Here is an 18,184-nt window from a genome sequence, read left to right on the forward strand (position 1 = left end):
TCCTATGCCCCTTTCGGAGTCTTCCGTCGCGCCTCGACGCATCGTTCGATCTGGCTCGCGACGGCGTCCACGTCGTCGAGCACCTGGTCGTTGGTGAACCGCAAAACGGCGAAGCCGTCGAGAACGAGTTCGGCGTCGCGGCGGCGGTCGGATTCGTAGTGCGCCACCCCGCGGTGTTCCGGGCCGTCCACCTCGATGACCACCCGCTCGGCCGCCCACATGAGGTCGAGGTAGTGCAGCCCGGTCAGCGGGCCCGAGCGGTAGGGCTGGTTCCACGCCCGGCCGTGCGCCCATTCCCGGGCGCGCAACGCGCCTTCGAGCCGCTTCTCCGCCCGACTCGCCGGATGCGGCCGGCCGACGACCCCGGGCAGCACCACCCGGTCCGGCCGGTCACCGCCACCCGTCGGCGGTGTCCCGGCGGTCCGCGTCGGCCTCGGCTCCTCGTGGGCCGGCGTCGCAGGTTCCTGCGGCAGTGGGGTCGACGGCGGTGGGGATGACGTTGACTCGGATGCCTGGCCAGCGGGGTCCGGGTGGCCGCTCGCGGGGCAGGGCAAGGTCCTGATGCGATCGGCGTCCGGGCCGTCGGGGAGTCGGGTCAACCACACCCCGGCGCGTGCCGTGTAGGCGAACCATGCGAGCGCGTCGAGCGCGGTCCGCTGGTCGCGGGGCCGCCCGCCGGGCGCCGCCGGATCGACGAGCAGCGCCAGCCGGTCGCGGCCGAGCCCGGCGGCGATGACCCTCGCGACGCCCGCGGCCCGCACCTCGGGGGTGAACCGCGTGCCCGTCGGCGCCCCGCGCAGCGCCCGTTCGGCCAGGTCCGCCAGGTACGGCCCGAAGACCTCGATCGTGGCGGCGGCTCGGCTAGCGAGGGCCCGGACCGCGGCCACGCCGGCCCCGCCCGCCGACTCGATCACCTCGGCGCCGGGCAGCCAGTCGGGGAACAGCGTCACCGCGACCGACTCCAAATCGGTGAGCAGTGCGAGCTGGCAGGCGGCGAGCGTAGGCCGCCCGGCCGGGCGGTAGCCGATGACGGCGGGCGCATCCGCGGGCAGCGGGTCGAGCGCGGCCCGCACCGCCGGCTCGACGGTCCTCGCCAGCCGGATCAGCCGGTCCGTGGGCAGCGCAGCCCAGGATTCGCCCGGCCTATCCGGCCTATCCGGCGCTGCTGGCCCGTTCGGTGCTGTCGGCGCCGGCCGGCCTTGGCGGTGGGGCGGGTCCGCCAGTGCCGGGCCCGTGGCGGACGGCGGCGACTCATGCCCGCCGGCCGTGGGGCGGGCCGCCAGCATCGTCGCGAGCCGCGGCTTCGCAGCCCCGCCCGCACCGGCCGACGAGGGTGGCGCCGGGCGGTGCGGGCCGTCCGCTCGGCGTGCCTTTCCCCGCCGGCACGCGGTTGCCGCCGCGCTGGTCGCCGCCGTATCGGTTGCCGCCGCGGCTGGTCGGTCGCCCGTTCTGGCCGGCGCCGGTGCTCGTTCGGCCGGTGGGGCGGCGGGGAAGGCGGGTTCGGCCTGCCGGGTTCCCGCCCGCGCCGGGAAGGCCGGTTCGACGGTGGGTTTCGCGCGTCCGTCGATCGCCTGCCGGACGAGGGCGATCAGCGTGTCGCGGGCGGCATCGACGGGCTGATCGAACAGGTCGATGGAGGTGAGCTGCTTGAGCAGGCCGGGCAGCTCGCAGTCCTCGACGCGGACGGGTAGCAGCCGGCGGCCGGCCCCGGACGGGTCGGCGGCGAACGCCGCCTGCCACTCCGGGGCATCGTCGACAGACCGCAGATATGCCGAGGACAGCACGACGATCGTGCGTTCCGCGCCGACGACGCCCTGCTGGATATGCCGGCTCCAGTTCGATCCGGGGACGAAGTCCCAGGCTCGGATGAGCACCCGGTAATGCGCGGACTCCAGCTGCCAGGCGAGCCACTCGGCCCACTGAAGATCTTCGGCCGCATACGAAAGGAAGAAGTCCCATCGTCCCATGGCCGACACGCCGTCCTCACCCCCGTTTCGGACTCGGCGTCGATTGTGCCACCGGTCCGCGAGGCCCCTGACGGCCGGTGGTTCCGGTTCCCGCGGGCCCGCCCGCAGCCCGCAGCCAGCCACCCGCCGCCGGCCGTCGAACGGCCCGCGCTTACGCAGCGCCTTTTCCCGCGACCCGACCGATGCGGTGTTCCCGGAAATCCGCCGACCTCCGGTGTGAAAAACCCGGGGTGTTTGCTGGGAGAACAACCGCGGGAGAGTCTTCCCGCACCGCGCGGCCGTTCCGCCGAACGCACACCGCCCGCGTCGAGGACCGTGCGGATAGGACGCCGGCGGTCTTACGCCCGGCGCCTACACCCTGCACGTCGGCCGGCCGTTGCCGGGCGGACGGCTCGTCGACACCGTCACCGTCCCGATCGTCGTCCTCGCCCCGGCACCCTGACCGCGCTTCGGCGCCCTGAGCGGCTCGGTGGCGGATCGGCCGCAGGCGCTCGGTTATAGTCGGCTCACGGATGATCCCGGCCTGGTGGCGGGCCGGGGTGGCGGGGGAACGCGGCGGACGCGGAGTAGCGCGTGATCGTGCAGGGGCACGTCCAAGCGGTGCTGCCGGACTATCAGATCGGGGCCGAGCTCGGCCGCGGCGGGTTCGGCCGCGTGTTCGCCGCTCGGCATCGCCGCCTCGACCGGGACGTGGCGGTCAAGGCGCTGGCGGTGCCCGCGCCGGACCTGCCCGCCGACGGCGTCGACGGCGTCGACGCCGAGGCGCGGATCGTCGCCAGCCTCGACCATCCGCACATCGTCCGGGTCTTCGACTACGTGCGCGACGCGGACATGGCGCTCATCGTCATGGAGCTGCTGCCCGGCGGGACGCTGGCGCGCCGCGCGCGGGCGGGGCTCGCGCCGCCGGCCGCCTGCGCCACCGTCGCGGCGGTCGCCGTCGCCCTCGACCGGGTGCACCGCGAGGGCCTGCTGCACCGCGACATCAAGCCGTCGAACATCCTGTTCGCCGCGGACGGGGCGCCCAAGCTCACCGACTTCGGCATCGCGCGGCTGCTGGAGGTGACGGGTACCGCCACGCCGACGAGCGTGGTCGGCTCGACGCCGTACCTGGCGCCCGAGCAGTTCGACCTCGCCGCCGCCGGGGTGGCCGCCGACGTCTACGCCCTCGGCGCGGTGCTGTACGAGCTGCTGGCGGGCTCGCCCCCGTTCGGGGCCGACCCGCGGCCGCACGTCATGGCCGAACGGCACCGCCGCGCCGTGCCCCTCCCGCTGCCGCGGATCCCCGCGGAGCTCGCGGCCGTCACCCTGCGCGCGCTGGCGAAGGATCCGGCCGACCGCCAGCCGAGCGCGCTCGGCTTCGCCGAGGACCTGATCGCCGCCGCCGGGCAGGCGTTCGGAGCGGACTGGCTGGCGGGCACCGGGATCAGCTTCCGCGGCGAGCAGGACCTGCGCCGCCGCGGCCGCCGATCGCTGCCGCCGACGCGGCGCTATCGACTGGCGGGCACGGACGTCCCGACCGGCAGCAGGCAGGACGGTGCTGGACCGCTCGGCGGTGGGCTGGCCGGGGGCGGGTTGGGCGGAGATGGACTGCCCGACGGTGGACTGCCCGACGGTGGGCTGGCCGACGGCAGGCAGGCCGACGACGGGCCGACGGGCGATGGCCTGACCGGCGATGGGTTGGCCGGCGGGAACGGGGCGGGCCGGGGCTCCGCTGCCGGCGGCGACGCGTCCGGCTCCCGGTACGCCGGGTTCCTGCGGTCCGCGCGGGACCGGGCCGGGTCCCGCGGCTGGCCCGCGGCGGCCCTGACCGCGGTCGTCCTCGCCGTCGCCGTGCTGCTCGCCACGGGAGTCCTGCGCGTCGGGCCGGCGAACACCGCCGGTCCCGGGCCGGAGCCCGCCCACTCGAGCGCCCCGCCGGCGTACCCGGTGAGCGCGCCGCTGCCGCTGCGCGGCCTGGTCAGCCTGGCGGCGGACGGCAGCGGCGGCATCCTGCTCGCCGACTCCAGCCAGCACGCGCTGACGATGTTCGCGCGGGGGACGGCCAGCACCGTCGTCGGGCGGGCCGGCGCCGACCGCAGCGGCCAGCCGGGGCCGGCCCGGGACGAACCCGCCGCGGTCGCCGCGCTGCGCCGCCCGGCCGGCATCGCCGCCGGCGGCGGGTCCGTCTTCGTCGCGGACGAGTGGAACTGCGTCGTCCGCCGGGTCCACCGCCCCGCGGGGCAGCCGTGGCGGGTCGAGACCGTCGCGGGGCGTCCGTCGACGGAGGCGGTGGACCGGGTGCTGGCCGGGGCGGCGGACCGCGGTGCGACCGTGGCGCCGGCGACGATCTGCCCGGCGGGCGGCCCGGACGGGCCGAAGAACGTCGGCGCGCAGATCGGCACGCCGACCGGCGTCGCGGTGAGCCCGACCGGGGCCCTGTACTTCACCACCGGCTACGCCGGCCAGGTCTGGAAGATCGATCCCGCCGCCGGGTCGGGTGACTACCGCACGACCGCGGCCCAGCTCGTCGCCGGGAACGGCGCCGCCGCCGCGCGCGGCCACCGGGCGGCCCGCGAACGCCGGTACGACGACGGCACCGACCGGGCGACCGAGGTCCCGTTGGACAACGCCTACAGCGTCGCGGTCGACGCCGCCGGCCGGGTGTTCGTCCTGTCCTACGCGGACGGGCACGCCCGCATCCACGCCGTCGAGGACGGCAGGATCAGGACCGTCGTCGACCGCGAGCTCGACGACGCCGGCATCACCAGCCTCACGCCGGCCCCGGGTGGCGGGGGCGTGCTGTTCACGGACGCCCGGCACGGGACGGTCTGGCAGGTGGGAGACCGGCCGGCCGGCACCGGCACCGGCGCCGCGCGTCCCGTCCTGCGGGAGGCCTGCGTGGGGGACACCGAGCGGCTGTTCGGCATCCTCGCCGACCGCAGCGGCGACCTGTACTACACCTGCAACGACGCCAGCCAGGCGTCGCTCTACCGGATGTCCGCGCGTGCGCTCGCCGCCGGCGGGTCCGGTCCGGGCCAGCGCCTGCTGTACTGACCGCTTGACCGCGTCCCGGAGAGGGTGTTCGTGATGGTCGATGGCCGGGTGCTCTACGTCGTCGCCTGCGGCGGGTATCCCGCGGCAGACCTGCCGGCGTTCGTCGAGCACGCCCGGTCCGCCGGCTGGGACGTGTGCGTGATCGCCACCCCGGCGGGGACGAGGTTCCTCGACGCCGCGCGGCTCGCCGAGCTCACCGAGCTCACCGGCCATCCGGTCCGTTCGGAGTACAAGCGTCCGGGGGAGCCCGACGTGCTGCCGCCGGCCGATGCCTTCGTCGTGGCCCCGGCCACGTTCAACACCGTCAACAAGATCGTCGTGGGCATCTCGGACACCCTGGCGCTGGGCCTGCTCAACGAGGGTCTCGGCGCCGGGCTGCCGATCATCATGGCGCCCTACCCGAACAGCGCGCTGGCCGGCCACCCCGCGTTCGCCGCGAGCATCGAGACGCTGCGCTCCTGGGGGGTGCGCCTCGTCCTCGGCCGGCCCGGCGATCCGCGCGCCGGCGCCGACCAGCCCGGCCGGGAGAACACCGCCTTCCCCTGGAACGACCTGCGCGCCGCGCTCGCCGCGCTCCCGCCGCGGCGCGAGCAAGGGATCCGCTAGCTACCCACCCCCGGCCAACGGACCGCCGCGCCCGCCGCGCCCGCCGCGTTCAGTGGGGTGGCGGCGTGGTGACGGGGGTGATGCCTGCCGGCAGGCCGTCGACGGTGACGCCGTCGGCGTCGACGGCGATGGTCAGCCGTGCGTCGGCGAGGGGCAGGTGCTCCACCCGCAGCGGGAGGAGACGCTCGGGCACGACCGGGGCGACGGTGAGCCGCCCGGCGGGGAGGTCGGGCTCGAAGCGCAGCAGCGTGCGGGCGAGCTGCACGGGGGCGGCCGCCGCCCATGCCTGCGGCGAGCAGGACGTGGGGTAGGGGATGGGGCGTGGGAAGTCGGCCCGGTCGAAGCCGCAGAACAGCTCGGGCAGACGGCCGAGGAACCGGTCGGCCGCGTCGAACAGGCCGAGGGCGATCCGCTGCGCCTCGGCGACGAACCCGTAGCGCATCAGGCCCGTCGCGGCGATGGCGGTGTCGTGCGGCCACACCGAGCCGTTGTGGTAGCTGACCGGGTTGTAGGCGCCCATCGAAGCGGCGAGGGTGCGCACGCCGAACCCGGTCCACAGGGGGGCGTCGACGAGGTGGCGGGCCACGGCCGCCGCCTTGTCCCGGTCGACGATGCCGCACCACAGGCAGTGCCCCATGTTCGAGGTGAGGGAGTCGATCGGGCGCTTGTACCGGTCCAGGCCGATGGCGTACCAACCCTTCTCGGGCAGCCAGAACCGGTCGTTGAACGCCTCCTTGAGCGCCGCCGCCCGGGTGCGGTGGCGCGCGGCGAGGCCGTCGTCGCCGTCCGCCGCGGCGATGTCCGCCCGGGCCAGGAACGCGGCGTAGACATACGCCTGTACCTCGGCCAGGGCGATCGGGGGCTCGGCGAGCCGGCCGGCGCTGTCGTTGACGCCGTCGAAGGAGTCCTTCCAGCCCTGGTTGAACAGGCCGCGGTCGGTGGCGCGGTGGTACTCGACGAAGCCGTCGCCGTCGCGGTCGCCGTACTCGTCGATCCAGCGCAGCGCCCGGTCGGCGGCGGGCAGCAGGCTGTGGATCTCAGCCCGGGACAGGCCCCACCGGTGCAGCTCGCCGAGCAGGGCGACGAACAGGGGCGTGGCGTCGGCGGTGCCGTAGTACACCTGGCCGTGGCCGAGCGCGAGGGTGGCCTCCTGGCCGAGCCTGATCTCGTGCAGGATGCGGCCGGGCTCCTCCTCGGTGAGCGGGTCGATCTTGTCGCCCTGGTAGCGGGCGAGGGTCTGCAGGGTGCCGGCCGCGAGCTGCTGGTCGAGCGGGAGCGCCATCCAGCCGGCGAGCAGCGAGTCCCGTCCGAACAGCGTCATGAACCAGGGGGCGCCGGCCGCGACGACGCGGCGGTCGGGATTCATCGGGTCGTGGACCTGCAGGGCTCCGAGGTCCTGGCTGCTGCGGCGCAGCGTGCGAATGAACTGGGTGCTTCCCGTGCGCACGACGGGGTTGGCCAGCCGCCAGGCCTGCCGGCGGCGCGCGGGGACCAGCTCCTCGCCGCTGCGGTAGCGCGGCAGTGCCGCCCGGCCGGGCATCGCCGCCTGCACCGACAGGCGGGTGGACCATTCCGAACGGCCGGGGATGATCTCCCGGAAGGTGATGGTGCGCGGGTCCAGCTCGGCCTCGCCGGTCACGGTGAGCTGCGCCGTGCGGGTGTCGGCGGGGGTGGAGTGGGTGAACGTCATCGTGTCCGTGCCGGTGTCGGCGTCCACGGCGGGCATGGGCGGCACCCGGTTTTCCTTGACCTGGAACAGGTCGGCGAAGTCGACGTCCACGGTGAGGGTGACGACGACGGCCGCGGCCTCCCGCCCGAGGTTGCGCACGGCGATGTCCTCCCGCATGCCGTCGCTGATCACGCGGGTGCGCACGACCAGCAGGGCGCTGTCGGCGGATCCCGGCCGCGGCGGGGAGCGTCCGACGAACGTCGCGGTGTACGGCTCCGAGGTGAGCGTGGCCAGCGGTTCGACGTCGACACCGTCGAGCTGCAGATGCCACTGGGACAGCACGCGGGTGTCCGCGACGAACAGCCCGTGCGGGCGGCCGGCGTGGACGTCGCCGACGGTCGACGACAGGCAGAACACGGAGCCCTCCAGCACCGTGACCGTGCCGCCTTCGGACGGCAGGACGGGCGGCGCCGAGCCGGACGCCCACGCGCCCGCGTGCCCGGGGTTGCCCTGGTTGCCCGGGTTGCCGCCTGCGGGATGGGTCATGCTGCCAGCATCTCCTCGTACAGCCGAAGGTGGTCGTCCACCATCCGGTCGGTCGTGAAGTTGTCCCGGACGGCGGCCCGGCACCTGGTGCGGTCCAGCTCCCCGACGTGCCTCACGGCGTCGACGAGCGCGTCGTCGTCGGCGCACAGGAAACCGGTGACCCCGTCCTGCACGATCTCCGGGGCCGCTCCGGCCGACCGGGTGATGACGGGCGTGCCGCAGGCCAGCGCCTCGATCATGACCAGGCCGAACGGTTCGGCCCAGCGGATGGGGTTGAGCAGGGCGAGCGCCTCGCCGAGCAGCCGCAGCCGGGCCGGGTCGTCCACCTCGCCGAGGTACTCGATGTCGTCGCCGAGCAGGGGTTCGACCTGCTCGGCGAAGTAGGCGAGCTCGCGGGGTTCGCGCATCTTCGCGGCCACCTTCAGCGGACACCGGGCCCGGCGGGCCACCTCGACGGCCTCCCGGACGCCCTTCTCCGGGGTCATCCGACCCAGGAAGAGCAGGTAGTGGCCGTCCCCCCGCCCGGCGGTGAAGTGGACGGGGTCGAGCCCATGGTGAATCACCCGGGCGATCCGCACGTCCGGGGCCCGGGCGGTCTGGTCGTGGGAGATCGCGATCAGCGGCAGCCGCCTCCCGTAGGCCCGGTAGATGTCGTGCAGGGCGCCTGCGATCGGCCCGTGGCAGGTCACGACGACCGGGTGGCGCCGGCAGGCGAGGGCCCAGGCCGGCCCGGTGATGGTGTGATCGTGGATCAGGTCGCAGTCGGCCAGTGCGTCGTACCCGTCGATCACGTGGCGCAGCTCCACCGGCCCGTTGCCCATCTGCGGCATCCCGCCGATCGCCGGCGGGCAGATCGTGGGGACCGGCGTCGAGCTGCCTTCCAGGGCGTAGAGCCGTACCTGCTGCCCCGTCGCGGCGAGGCCGCGGGCGAGCTGGTCGACGACCCCCTCCGTACCGCCGTAGGACCCGGGTGGTACCGGCATCCACGGCGGGGCGAGCAGCCCGATCCGCATCAGTCACCCCCGTCCCGGGAGAAAGAGCGACCCGCCGAACGCGGCGGCGAGGGCGACTGCCTCAAGGCCCTTCCGCCTGGGCGGCACAGGGACGCCGGGCACCTGACGCTGCTGGTGATCACCCTGCGTCATCGTCGCCTCGCGAGCGTCTCACACCTGTCCGGGGCGCGCACCCGGCGGCGCCGGCCGGCGCCCGGCAGGCAAACGCGGGCACCGACCGCCGACGTCCGGCCAGCCGGCGGCGGGGCCGGTGGCCGGAGGTTTGGCGGCCGCGCCGCCGCGGAACGCCGAGGATGTTCCCTGCAACCTCCCGGGACCCCGGGAAGGAGGCATCCCATGGCGACTGGTGAGACCGGGTTCAGCGACATCGTCTACGACCTGATCTCGGTGCAGTACCACGCGCTGAAGGCCGGCCACGACTACGGCCAGTACGTCCGCGACGCGGAGAACGCCGACCAGCGGGAGATCGCCGATTTCTTCCGCACCGTGATGAAGGAGGACTCCGAGCGGGCGAGGGCCTGCCACCGGTACCTCGCCCACCTTTCGGGCACACCGGCCGCCGGTCCCGCCGTCACGTGACCCGGCTGCCGGACGGGATCTTCCCGGACGAGGACGCGGTCATCATCGCCATCGTCGAGGCCGAGTAGCGCGGCGGGCGCTCGCGGCCGCGTCCCCGCCGGGCTCACCTGGGATCGTCCGGCGTGGAACGATCTGGCGGCCTGCCACGTCTGTTCCCGCCGCCCTCTCGGCGCCGGTCAGGGCCGCAGTCTGGGGTAGTAGTTCTCCGGGCCGACGGCGCGTAGATCGTGTTCCATCGAGCCGTCGTAGCGGTCCGGCTGGCCGTCGGGGCCGTACTCGAAGCGCCACGCCTGGCGCTTGTAGGTCCAGTTCAGCGGTTGCAGCTCGTGCGCCCGCCGCCAGTGCCCGACCGCGGCGAGGTGGTGGCCGTGGCGTTCGAGGTGCTGGCCGAGCTCGAAGTGGGCCGCCGCCGTCGCGACGTCGGGCGGGCGGGGAGCCGAGCGTTCGACGACCTGGTCCGGCGCCAGGACGTACTCGCTGGCCGAACCCTTCTCCGCCCAGTCGAGCAGCATCCGCAGGTACAGCTCCGGTTCGGCGTTGTCGGCGATGATCCGGGTCATCTCGACCAGCGAGACGGTCGAGTCGGACAGCCCCTCGTCGCTGCGCAGCACCTCGCGCATCCGGTCCAGCGTGCCGGCGCTCGCGGCGGCCTCGCGTTCCAGGTCGGCCCTGCGCAGCTCGTCGAAGATGACGACCCGGCCGGGGAAGGCCGGCTCGGCGGGGCGCACGATCATTCCCGCCTCGTCGATCCACACCCCGCTCGGCACGTTGACGACGCCGAACAGCCGGCCGAGGCTGTGCTCGGCGTCGATCGCCGCGGGGTGCCGCGGCGCCGCCCGCTCCACGAACTGCCGGCCGGCCTCGGGCCCCGCGACGTCCATCGCCACCGTGACGATCTCCAGGTTGCTCCCGCGCAGCCGTTCCCGCAGCTCGGCCCACAGCGGCAGGTCATGGGCGCAGCCGCACCACGATGCCCAGGCGACGAGCAGCACCTTCGTGCCGCGCAGCCGCGCGAGCTGGAACGTCGCGCCGTCGAACGTCGGCAGCGTCAGCTCCGGCGCCTCGGCGGTGGACAGCATCCGCCCGGTGACGGCGGCCTCGGGCCCGACCGCCGTCAGCCCGTGCTCGGCGTCGACGACGAGCGGCATCCCGAGCCGGCCGGCGACCACCTCGACGACGACGTCACCGGCCGCGTCCCGGGCCTCGGCCGGCAGGGGCACGCAGTGCTCGCCCTTGCAGGCGCCCTGCGGCTTGATCGACCATCCGGTTCCCGCGGCGAAGACCGCCGGGTCCACGGTGTCCGTGCTCACCAGCATTCGTTCCTCCTCGGGTCAGGGGATGCTCCCTGGGGTCAGGGGATGCTTGCCTCAGAGGACGACCTTCGGGAGCGCGTACTGCTCGAGCCGCGTCCGCATCGGTACGGCCTCGGCGACCCGCGCCTCGGTCTGGGCGGCGAAGTACTCCAGCAGGGCGAGGTCGTGCTCGGGACCGGCGGCCAGCACGAACCGTTCCAGCTCGGCGTCGGCCGCGGCCTGGTCTGCGGGGCGGTGGCCGAGCAGGACGGCGGCCCGGTCGAGGTCGCGCTCGACGTTCGCCATCCCCACGGCGACCATCGCCCCCGCCCACTGGGCCAGGGCAAGCGCCGCACTCTGGTTGGCCTCGTCGACTCCGGTCGCCGGCACCATCCGCCGCACGGTGCCCTCGAGCACCGTGGTGACGCGGGCGGGATAGCCCGTCGGGAGGGTCACCGGCGGCGCGGGCTCGATCTTGACGCCCTCGACCTCGGCGATCGCCCACAGCATCGCCCGGCGCACCATCAGATCCCAGGTCAGGTACTCGGCCTGCTGATCAGCGGGGCGCAGCTCGGTCAGCGGCCCGCTGAGCGCCATCACCGCGGTGAGCATGTAGGTGGCCGTGTAGAACGACAGCGCCGAGGGGTCGATGGTCGTGCCGGCCACCCGCTGGTAGTGGCGGATCATGTGCTCGATGTCGGCGCCGAGCGGCTCGGTGCCGGCCCGGGTGCGCAGCCCGGCGAGGTCGGACAGCGGGTCGCCGATGTGCGACGCCTCGAAGTCGTAGACGCAGGTGATCCGGCCGTCGACGAACAGGAACTGGCCGGTGTCGCCGTGGATGAACCGGGCCCGGTTGCCGGCGGTGGGCAGCCGGCGACGCGCCCAGCGCAGCGCCCACTCGACGAGCGGCTCGGGAGCCTTCTTCGTCCGCCGGTACAGCCGCTCGTTGGCGTCGACGAACGCGAGCTGCGCGCCCTCGGGTGTGGTCGGAACCTCGATGCCGGCGGCGGCGAACTCGGCCACGTCGATGCTGTGCATCCGGGCGAGGATCTCCATGTACTGCTCGGCGATGCCCCGGCGCTGGGCGTCGTCCGCCGCCTCGGCGACGTCGCGGGTCCCGGGCACCCGGTCCATGATGATGCCGATCGGATCGCTGCTCATGCCGTGGACGTGGGGGACCGGGACGCCGTTGCGCTCCAGGATCCGCAGGATCGCGGCCTCGCGGTCCAGCCCCGGGTAGGGCTCGGCGTCGATCTGCTTGTCCCCGCGGACGTACAGCGCCAGCTCGGCGCCGTCCCGGTCGACGGTGAGGTACCAGGCCTTGCGCCAGCGCGGCTGGCGCTCGATCGCGGTGACCCTGCCCCCGACCAGCTCCTCCACCCGGGCGACGAGGCGGTCCTCCTCCGCGGTGCGGGCGGCGGGCACCGGACCGTCGGTGCCCCCGGTGGCGTCGGTGCCCCTGGTGGCGTCGGTGCCCCTGGTGGCGTCGGTGGCAGCGTCCTCGGTGGCGTCGGCTGCCCCGGCCCCGGTCACGGCTTGATCTCGGGGTAGTAGTTCTCGGCGCCGAGGGCGCGGACGTCGTCGAGCCAGCCGGTGCCGTACGCGTCGATCGTGCGCACGGATTCGGGGTCGGCGAGGTTCCAGGCCTGGCGCTTGTACGTCCAGTTGTCGGGTTGCAGGCGGTGCGCCTCGCGCCAGTGGGCGACGGCGGCGGCGTGGTCGCCGGCGCGGTGCAGGTGTTCGCCGAGCTCGAAGCGGGCGGCCGCCTGGCTGGCGGCGCCGTCGCGCGGCCGGGCGCGTTCGAGCACCTCGTGCGGTTCGAGCGCGTACCGGCTGGCGCGGCCGTTCGTCACCCAGTCCCGGATCATCGCCGGGTACACCGCCGGGTCGATGGCCATTTTCGCGATCTCGGCGCGGACGTCGCGGTGGTCGGCGGGCAGCTCGTCGAGCGACTGCGCGGCAACCTCGGAGCTGGCGTGCGGATCCTCGATCCACGCCGGTTCCGCCGGCCGGACGATGACGCCGTCCTCGTCGATCCACAGCCCGTTGGGCACGTTGACGACGCCGAACTTCGCCCCGAGTTCGTGCCGGGCGTCGATCAGCGCGGGATGTTTCGGCCCGGCCTTCTCGATCCACGGCCGGGCGGCGTCGGGACCGCCGGTGTCCAGCGCGACCGTGACGACCTCGAGGCCGAGCGGGTGCAGCTGTTCGCGCAGCGCGCTCCACAGCCGCAGGTCCTCCCGGCAGCCGCACCAGGAGGCCCAGGCGACGAGGACGACCTTCTGCCCGCGCAGGCTGTCCAGCCGAAACGGCGTCCCGTCCAGCCGGGGCAGTTCGAGCGGCGGCGCCTGCGCGGTGGTCAGCGCCCGGCCGGTGACGGCGGACTCCGGGCCCAGCGCCCACACGCCGTGCGCCTCGTCCGCAACCAGGCCCATGCCGAGGCGCTCGGCGAGCCCGGTCACGTCGAGCCGGCCGTCGGGGCGGCGCACGGAGCCCGGTAACGGCACGCACACGTCGCCCTTGCAGGCGCCCTGCGGCTTGATCGCCCAACCGGTGCCGGCCTGGAAGCCGGCCGGGTCCACGGTGAGATCGTCGAGGATCACGCCGTCTCCAGCCCCATCAGGCCGAGCATGGTCCCCGGATCGACGCCCATGCGGTGCGACAGCGACAGGGCATCCCAGTACTCGCGCCACGCGACGATGCGGCCGTCGTCGTTGACCTCGAAGATGGCGAGCAGGGGGTTCGACACCCGCGTGCCGTCGTGCAGCATCGTCACGTGGTCGATCCGCTCGGTGACGACGTGGCGGTCGTCGCTGACCACGGTGAGGATCTCGCAGACGCAGTCGGAGTAGTCGCCCGCCTGCCGGGCGAGCTCTTTGGCGATGAGTTCCCGCCCGCGCAGCGCCTCCCGGCCGGGCACGCTCATCTGGTAGGTCGCGTCCTCGGTGAACTGGGCCAGCAGCCGGTCCATGTTGCCGACGAAGTCGCCCTCGTCGAACAGGCGCAGGAGTTCTCGGACGGGTGCTTCCTGCCGTATGCCCATGGCGGGGAGCCCTCCTCGGTGTCGGGTCGGCCCGCTGGGTCGGCTCCTGCAGGGCCGCACGCCAGGTATCCGGCGAGGTGTCCGGGGGCAGCGGGATCCTCCGGGCAGGCCCGGGTGAACCGTAACCGCCGCCCCTGACGATCCGCAAGGATCAGGTTGATAAATGAACTCTTCGGCCTATCTCATGACGCGGACGCCTCCGGCCCGGCGGACGCCCCCGACCTGGCGGAAGCCTCGGACCCGGCGGACCCGGCGGACCCGGCGGACGCGGGGAAGACCAGCGGCAGAACGTCCAGCCCGAGCGTGCCGCGCGGCCATTTCACCTGCGGCGACGCGCCCGGGGCGAGGTCGTAGTCGGGAATCAGCCGGTGCCATTCCTCGAACACCAGCCGCATCTCCAACCGCGCCAGGTGCGATCCCAGGCAGCGGTGCACCCCGGCGCCGAAGCTCAGGTGCGGGCTCTCGCCGCGGTGGAAGTTCACCGTGTAGGGGTCGGGATGGCGGGTCTCGTCCCGGTTCGCGGCGGCGAGGTTGGTGGTGACCCGGGTGCCCGCGGGCAGCGTCCGCCCGTCCAGCACCGTCTCTTCGGTGGTCACCCGGGGCACGAACGGCGCCGGCGGGTCGAGCCGCAGGAGTTCCTCGATCGCGGCCGGGATGAGCGCGGGATCGTCGACGATCTCGCGGCGTCGGTCCGGGTTGCGGATCAACCGGTCCATGCCGAACGAGAGCGCGTCCACCACGGTGTCCAGGCCCGCCAGGACGAACAGGAAGCACAGGCCGACGGCCTCCTCGTCCGTCAGCGCCTCCTCGCCCGCCAAGCAGAGAAGCTGGCTCAGGACGTCGTCGCCCGCGACGCCGCGACGCGTCGGGACCAGGTCGGACAGGTAGCCGAACAGCCCCAGCGCCGTGGCCATGGCGGCCTCGGTCGCGGCCTCGTCGAGGGCGGTGTTGCCGGAGGGGTCGCTGAGCCCGAGGATGGCGTCCTTCCACTCGATGAACTGGTCGCGCATCTCCAGCGGCAAACCGAACAGCGTGAGGAACACCTGGACCGGGAAGATTCCCGCCACCTCGGAGACGTATTCGCAGGACCCGCGTTGTACCAACGGCTCGATGATCTCGATGATCTGCCGGCGCAGCTCCTCCTCGAGCGGTCGGATGGCCCGCGGGCTGAAGAACGGTTGAAGAATACGCCGGTAACGGGTCTGGTCGGGCGGGTCGAACGCGATGGGCACAAGCGGCAGCGGGCTGCCGAGGACGTCGAACGCCTTCTTCGACGAGAAGATTGTCGGCTGCCGTAACACGGCCTCGACGGTGTCGACGTCGGTCGCCGCGAGGCCGCCGTCGAGGAGCACCGTGCGGCCGTGCTCGCGCAGCTGGCGCCAGGCCGCGTCCCGATCCCTCGAGATCGGAAGATCGTCGAGCGTGATTTTCCCGCTGTTGAGGTCGTCACTCATCGCTGTCCCCTCGACTCGTCCACCGGCGCCGTGTGACCCACGACTCATCCCGGGTATGTGGGGCAGAGTGTCTCATATCTCTAATGTGAGTCAAGGTGTCTCATAGAATTTCGAGCCGTGGAGACGGCGGTCGAGGACGCCCGAATCGCCCGCACGCGCGCCGCGGTGCGCGAGGCCGTGCGATCCCTGTTCGAGGAGGAGGGGCCCGCGGCGCTGACGCACCAGCGCGTGGCGCAGCGGGCCGAGGTGGGCCGCGCGACGATCTACCGGCACTGGCCACGCCAGGTCGACCTGATCACCGAAGCTATGAAGATCACCGAACAGCCGCTGCTGCGCGCCGGCGAAGGCCCCCTGCGGGAATGGCTCAGCCGCGAGCTGATCCGGTCCGGGGCCGATCTCGCTCAGCCGGTCGCGCGGCAGTTCCTCACCACCGTCATCGCCACCGCCGACCAGAACCCCGCCGTGGCCAAACTCCGGGACGATCTCCTGCGGCGCATCTCGTCGCTGCTGCGCGGCGCGATCGACCGGGCGGTCGCCGCCGGCGAGACGGTGGCGGAGCGCGACAACGACGAGCTGCTCGCCCAGATCCTCGGCCCGCTGATCTTCCGGGTGACGATTCAACGTGCCCCCGTCGACCGCGCCTTCGCCGACCGCATCGTCGACGCCGCCCTCGGCCCCCCGTCCCAGCCAGGCGAGTAGGGCCGAACCTGGGGCCGAGCGCGGCACGTTCTGCCCGGTCTGAGCCTGCGGACCGGGCACATCGCACCGCACCTGGCTTCCCGCGCAGCACACCCGGCCGGTGTCGGTGCAGGCGTACGTCGACGGGCGGAGTCCTGTGCTGGCCGCGGCCGCTTCAGGAACCCGCCCGTCGGGGGTTCGGACCGATCAGCCCTTGCCGTTGCTGGAACGGGCCGCGAACGCGCGGGCCCGCTCGGCGACCTCCGGCGAGGAGAACGACTCGCTTTCGGTCGACAGGGCGTAGGGCAGCACCTTCAGGGCGGCGTGCTGCAGGTGCAGGTTGAGGGAGCGCTTGGTCTCCTGCAGCGCCTGGGCCGGCTGCCCGGCCAGCTTCTCCGCCAGGGCCATCGCCTCGTCCAGCAGCTTGTCGTGCGGGACGACCCGGTTGGCCAGGCCCAGCTCGACGGCGGTCGCGGCCGGGATCCGCTCGCCGGTGAACAGGTACTCCTTGGCCTTGAGCAGGCTCATCATGAACGGCCACGTCACCACGCCGCCGTCACCGGCGACGAGGCCGACGTTGACGTGGGTGTCGGCCAGGTAGGCCTTCTCCGACATCAGCACGATGTCGCAGGACACCGCGATGCTGCAGCCGAGGCCGACCGCCGGGCCGTTCACCGCGGCGATCACCGGCACGTGGCAGCCGAGGATGTGGTCGACCAGTAGCCGGGCGGTGCGCATGTTGGACCGGCGGTGGTCGAGGTCCTCGACACAGGCCAGGAAGCCCGGCACGTCGCCGCCGGCGGAGAAGGCACGCCCGGCGCCGGTGAGTACGACAGCGCGCACCTCGCGGTCGCGCATGACCTTCACCCACACGTCGGTGAGCGCCTCGTGCAGCGCGTCGGTCATCGGGTTGAGCTTGTCGGGGTCGTTGAGCGTGATGACCCGGATCGGGCCGACCGACTCGTAACGCAGCAGGTCGTGGGCGTCGTCTACCACTGGGGTTGGTCCACTTCGTGAGGACGGAAGGGTGAGGATCGGAGCTGGCCGTGGCCGCCCGCAGGGTCGGTGCAGCTCCAGGATCAGAGCAGCTCCAGGATCAGAGCAGCTCCAGGATCAGAGCAGCTCCAGGATCAGAGCAGCTCCAGGATGGTGGCGTTGGCCTGGCCGCCGCCCTCGCACATGGTCTGCAGGCCGTAGCGGATGCCGTTGTCCCGCATGTGGTGGACGAGCGTGGTCATGATCCGCGCCCCCGAGCCGCCGAGGGGGTGGCCGAGCGCGATCGCGCCGCCGTTGGGGTTGACCGTCGCGGGGTCGGCGCCGAACTCGGCCAGCCAGGCCAGCGGGACCGGCGCGAACGCCTCGTTGACCTCGAACGCGCCGATGTCGCCGAGGGACAGGCCGCTGCGGGCCAGCGCCTTGTGGGTGGCCGGGATGGGGCCGGTCAGCATCATGACGGGGTCGGAGCCGACGACGACCGCGGTGTGCACGCGGGCGATCGGGGTGAGCCCGAGCTCGGCCGCCTTCTCGCCGGTCGTCAGCAGCAGGGCGGCGGAACCGTCGGAGATCTGCGAGGCGTTGCCGGCCGTGACGACCCCGCCGTCCGGGCGGAAGACGGTCTTCAGCTTGCCGAGGGTCTCGACCGTGCCGCCGCGGCGGATGCCCTCGTCGGCGGTGAACACGCCGCCGCCGGGCAGGTCGAGCGGGGCGATCTGCGCCTCGAACCGGCCGCCGTCCTGGGCCGCCGCCGCCCGCTCGTGGCTGGCGAGGGAGAACTCGTCGCAGTCGGTCCGCGAGAAGCCCCACTTCTCGGCGATCAGCTCGGCGCCGACGCCCTGGTTCGGGCGCACTCCGCCGCAGTACTCGATGAACCGGGCGGGATGCGGCTTGGCGTCGCCGACCGCGGAACCCATCGGCACCCGGGTCATCGACTCGACGCCGCCCGCGACGACCACGTCGTAGTGCCCGGCGATGAGCCCGGCGGCGGCGAAGTGGACCGCCTGCTGCGACGAGCCGCACTGCCGGTCGACGGTCGTCCCGGGCACGTGCTCCGGCCAGCCAGCGGTGATCACCGCGGTGCGGGCGACGTCGAGGGCCTGCTCGCCGACCTGCGAGACGACCCCCCACACGACGTCGTCGACGAGGCCGGGGTCGATCCCGCTGCGGGCGGCCAGCTCCGTCAGCACGTGCGCCGACAGGTCGCCGGGATGGACCCCGGCGAGCGCCCCGTTCCGCTTGCCCACCGGCGTCCGTACCGCTTCGACGATCACTGCGTCCCGCATGACCCCACCACCTTGCCCATAGTCG

Annotated in this window: 14 protein-coding genes; 4 read left to right on the forward strand and 10 right to left on the reverse strand. The window is 73.7% G+C overall.

Going from position 1 to position 18,184, the window contains the following annotated elements; translation table 11 throughout:
* Positions 1 to 2: 2 nt before the first annotated feature.
* A complete protein-coding gene (locus FRAQA3DRAFT_RS28810; protein ID WP_035921670.1) occupies positions 3 to 1,967 on the reverse strand; it encodes a TIR domain-containing protein in 1,965 nt (654 codons plus the stop codon).
* A gap of 573 nt (positions 1,968 to 2,540) precedes the next feature.
* On the opposite strand from FRAQA3DRAFT_RS28810, the gene FRAQA3DRAFT_RS28815 reads away from it, so the two are divergent.
* Both FRAQA3DRAFT_RS28815 and FRAQA3DRAFT_RS28820 read left to right on the forward strand, forming a co-directional pair.
* Complete coding sequence (locus FRAQA3DRAFT_RS28815) at positions 2,541 to 5,000, forward strand: serine/threonine-protein kinase (RefSeq protein WP_009742584.1); 2,460 nt, start codon at positions 2,541 to 2,543, stop codon at positions 4,998 to 5,000.
* Between the two features lie 33 nt (positions 5,001 to 5,033).
* The gene (locus FRAQA3DRAFT_RS28820) at positions 5,034 to 5,606 is read left to right on the forward strand and encodes a flavoprotein (RefSeq protein ID WP_009742585.1); all 573 of its coding nucleotides are present in this window, start codon (positions 5,034 to 5,036) and stop codon (positions 5,604 to 5,606) included.
* A gap of 49 nt (positions 5,607 to 5,655) precedes the next feature.
* Here the strand turns inward: FRAQA3DRAFT_RS28820 and FRAQA3DRAFT_RS28825 are convergent, their stop codons facing one another.
* Positions 5,656 to 7,821, reverse strand: a complete 2,166-nt coding sequence (locus FRAQA3DRAFT_RS28825; RefSeq protein ID WP_009742586.1) for a glycogen debranching N-terminal domain-containing protein — start codon at positions 7,819 to 7,821, stop codon at positions 5,656 to 5,658.
* Entirely contained in the window at positions 7,818 to 8,834 is a 1,017-nt protein-coding gene (locus FRAQA3DRAFT_RS28830) for a glycosyltransferase family 4 protein (protein WP_009742587.1), read from the reverse strand. Before FRAQA3DRAFT_RS28830 ends, FRAQA3DRAFT_RS28825 begins: the two co-directional genes overlap by 4 nt.
* Positions 8,835 to 9,170: 336 nt before the next feature.
* Here FRAQA3DRAFT_RS28830 and FRAQA3DRAFT_RS28835 point away from each other — a divergent pair, with 336 nt between their 5' ends.
* Positions 9,171 to 9,413, forward strand: coding sequence for a hypothetical protein (locus FRAQA3DRAFT_RS28835; RefSeq protein ID WP_009742588.1), 243 nt, complete (start codon positions 9,171 to 9,173; stop codon positions 9,411 to 9,413).
* Between the two features lie 176 nt (positions 9,414 to 9,589).
* Here FRAQA3DRAFT_RS28835 and FRAQA3DRAFT_RS28840 read toward each other — a convergent pair whose 3' ends face one another.
* From FRAQA3DRAFT_RS28840 to FRAQA3DRAFT_RS28860, 5 genes are all read right to left on the reverse strand, one after another.
* Positions 9,590 to 10,729: a ResA-like WAxxUGC motif-containing protein gene (locus FRAQA3DRAFT_RS28840; protein WP_009742589.1), complete on the reverse strand. Its 1,140-nt coding sequence runs from the start codon at positions 10,727 to 10,729 to the stop codon at positions 9,590 to 9,592.
* A 51-nt stretch (positions 10,730 to 10,780) separates the two neighbouring features.
* Complete coding sequence (locus FRAQA3DRAFT_RS28845; RefSeq protein WP_009742590.1) at positions 10,781 to 12,238, reverse strand: phosphotransferase family protein; 1,458 nt, start codon at positions 12,236 to 12,238, stop codon at positions 10,781 to 10,783.
* The gene (locus FRAQA3DRAFT_RS28850; RefSeq protein ID WP_009742591.1) at positions 12,235 to 13,308 is read right to left on the reverse strand and encodes a ResA-like WAxxUGC motif-containing protein; all 1,074 of its coding nucleotides are present in this window, start codon (positions 13,306 to 13,308) and stop codon (positions 12,235 to 12,237) included. Before FRAQA3DRAFT_RS28850 ends, FRAQA3DRAFT_RS28845 begins: the two co-directional genes overlap by 4 nt.
* Positions 13,305 to 13,748 carry a nuclear transport factor 2 family protein gene (locus tag FRAQA3DRAFT_RS28855; protein WP_009742592.1) on the reverse strand — a complete coding sequence of 148 codons (444 nt, stop codon included), beginning with the start codon at positions 13,746 to 13,748 and terminating at the stop codon, positions 13,305 to 13,307. Before FRAQA3DRAFT_RS28855 ends, FRAQA3DRAFT_RS28850 begins: the two co-directional genes overlap by 4 nt.
* Before the next feature lie 182 nt (positions 13,749 to 13,930).
* Positions 13,931 to 15,202 carry a cytochrome P450 gene (locus FRAQA3DRAFT_RS28860; protein WP_009742593.1) on the reverse strand — a complete coding sequence of 424 codons (1,272 nt, stop codon included), beginning with the start codon at positions 15,200 to 15,202 and terminating at the stop codon, positions 13,931 to 13,933.
* A gap of 117 nt (positions 15,203 to 15,319) precedes the next feature.
* On the opposite strand from FRAQA3DRAFT_RS28860, the gene FRAQA3DRAFT_RS28865 reads away from it, so the two are divergent.
* On the forward strand, positions 15,320 to 15,901 hold the full coding sequence (locus FRAQA3DRAFT_RS28865; RefSeq protein WP_009742594.1) for a TetR/AcrR family transcriptional regulator: 582 nt from the start codon (positions 15,320 to 15,322) through the stop codon (positions 15,899 to 15,901).
* A gap of 186 nt (positions 15,902 to 16,087) precedes the next feature.
* Here the strand turns inward: FRAQA3DRAFT_RS28865 and FRAQA3DRAFT_RS28870 are convergent, their stop codons facing one another.
* Positions 16,088 to 16,876: an enoyl-CoA hydratase/isomerase family protein gene (locus FRAQA3DRAFT_RS28870; protein ID WP_009742595.1), complete on the reverse strand. Its 789-nt coding sequence runs from the start codon at positions 16,874 to 16,876 to the stop codon at positions 16,088 to 16,090.
* 134 nt (positions 16,877 to 17,010) lie between these two features.
* Positions 17,011 to 18,159: an acetyl-CoA C-acyltransferase gene (locus tag FRAQA3DRAFT_RS28875; RefSeq protein ID WP_009742596.1), complete on the reverse strand. Its 1,149-nt coding sequence runs from the start codon at positions 18,157 to 18,159 to the stop codon at positions 17,011 to 17,013.
* Positions 18,160 to 18,184 lie beyond the last annotated feature (25 nt).

Source organism: Frankia sp. QA3 (assembly GCF_000262465.1).
Lineage (GTDB): Bacteria > Actinomycetota > Actinomycetes > Frankiales > Frankiaceae > Frankia.

Coding starts and splice junctions, on each gene's coding strand:
- FRAQA3DRAFT_RS28810 (WP_035921670.1), bottom strand. CDS start 1,967: ATGGGACGATGGGACTTCTTCCTTTCGTATGCGGCCGAAGATCTTCAG.
- FRAQA3DRAFT_RS28820 (WP_009742585.1), top strand. CDS start 5,034: ATGGTCGATGGCCGGGTGCTCTACGTCGTCGCCTGCGGCGGGTATCCC.
- FRAQA3DRAFT_RS28825 (WP_009742586.1), bottom strand. CDS start 7,821: ATGACCCATCCCGCAGGCGGCAACCCGGGCAACCAGGGCAACCCCGGG.
- FRAQA3DRAFT_RS28830 (WP_009742587.1), bottom strand. CDS start 8,834: ATGCGGATCGGGCTGCTCGCCCCGCCGTGGATGCCGGTACCACCCGGG.
- FRAQA3DRAFT_RS28835 (WP_009742588.1), top strand. CDS start 9,171: ATGGCGACTGGTGAGACCGGGTTCAGCGACATCGTCTACGACCTGATC.
- FRAQA3DRAFT_RS28840 (WP_009742589.1), bottom strand. CDS start 10,729: ATGCTGGTGAGCACGGACACCGTGGACCCGGCGGTCTTCGCCGCGGGA.
- FRAQA3DRAFT_RS28855 (WP_009742592.1), bottom strand. CDS start 13,748: ATGGGCATACGGCAGGAAGCACCCGTCCGAGAACTCCTGCGCCTGTTC.
- FRAQA3DRAFT_RS28860 (WP_009742593.1), bottom strand. CDS start 15,202: ATGAGTGACGACCTCAACAGCGGGAAAATCACGCTCGACGATCTTCCG.
- FRAQA3DRAFT_RS28875 (WP_009742596.1), bottom strand. CDS start 18,159: ATGCGGGACGCAGTGATCGTCGAAGCGGTACGGACGCCGGTGGGCAAG.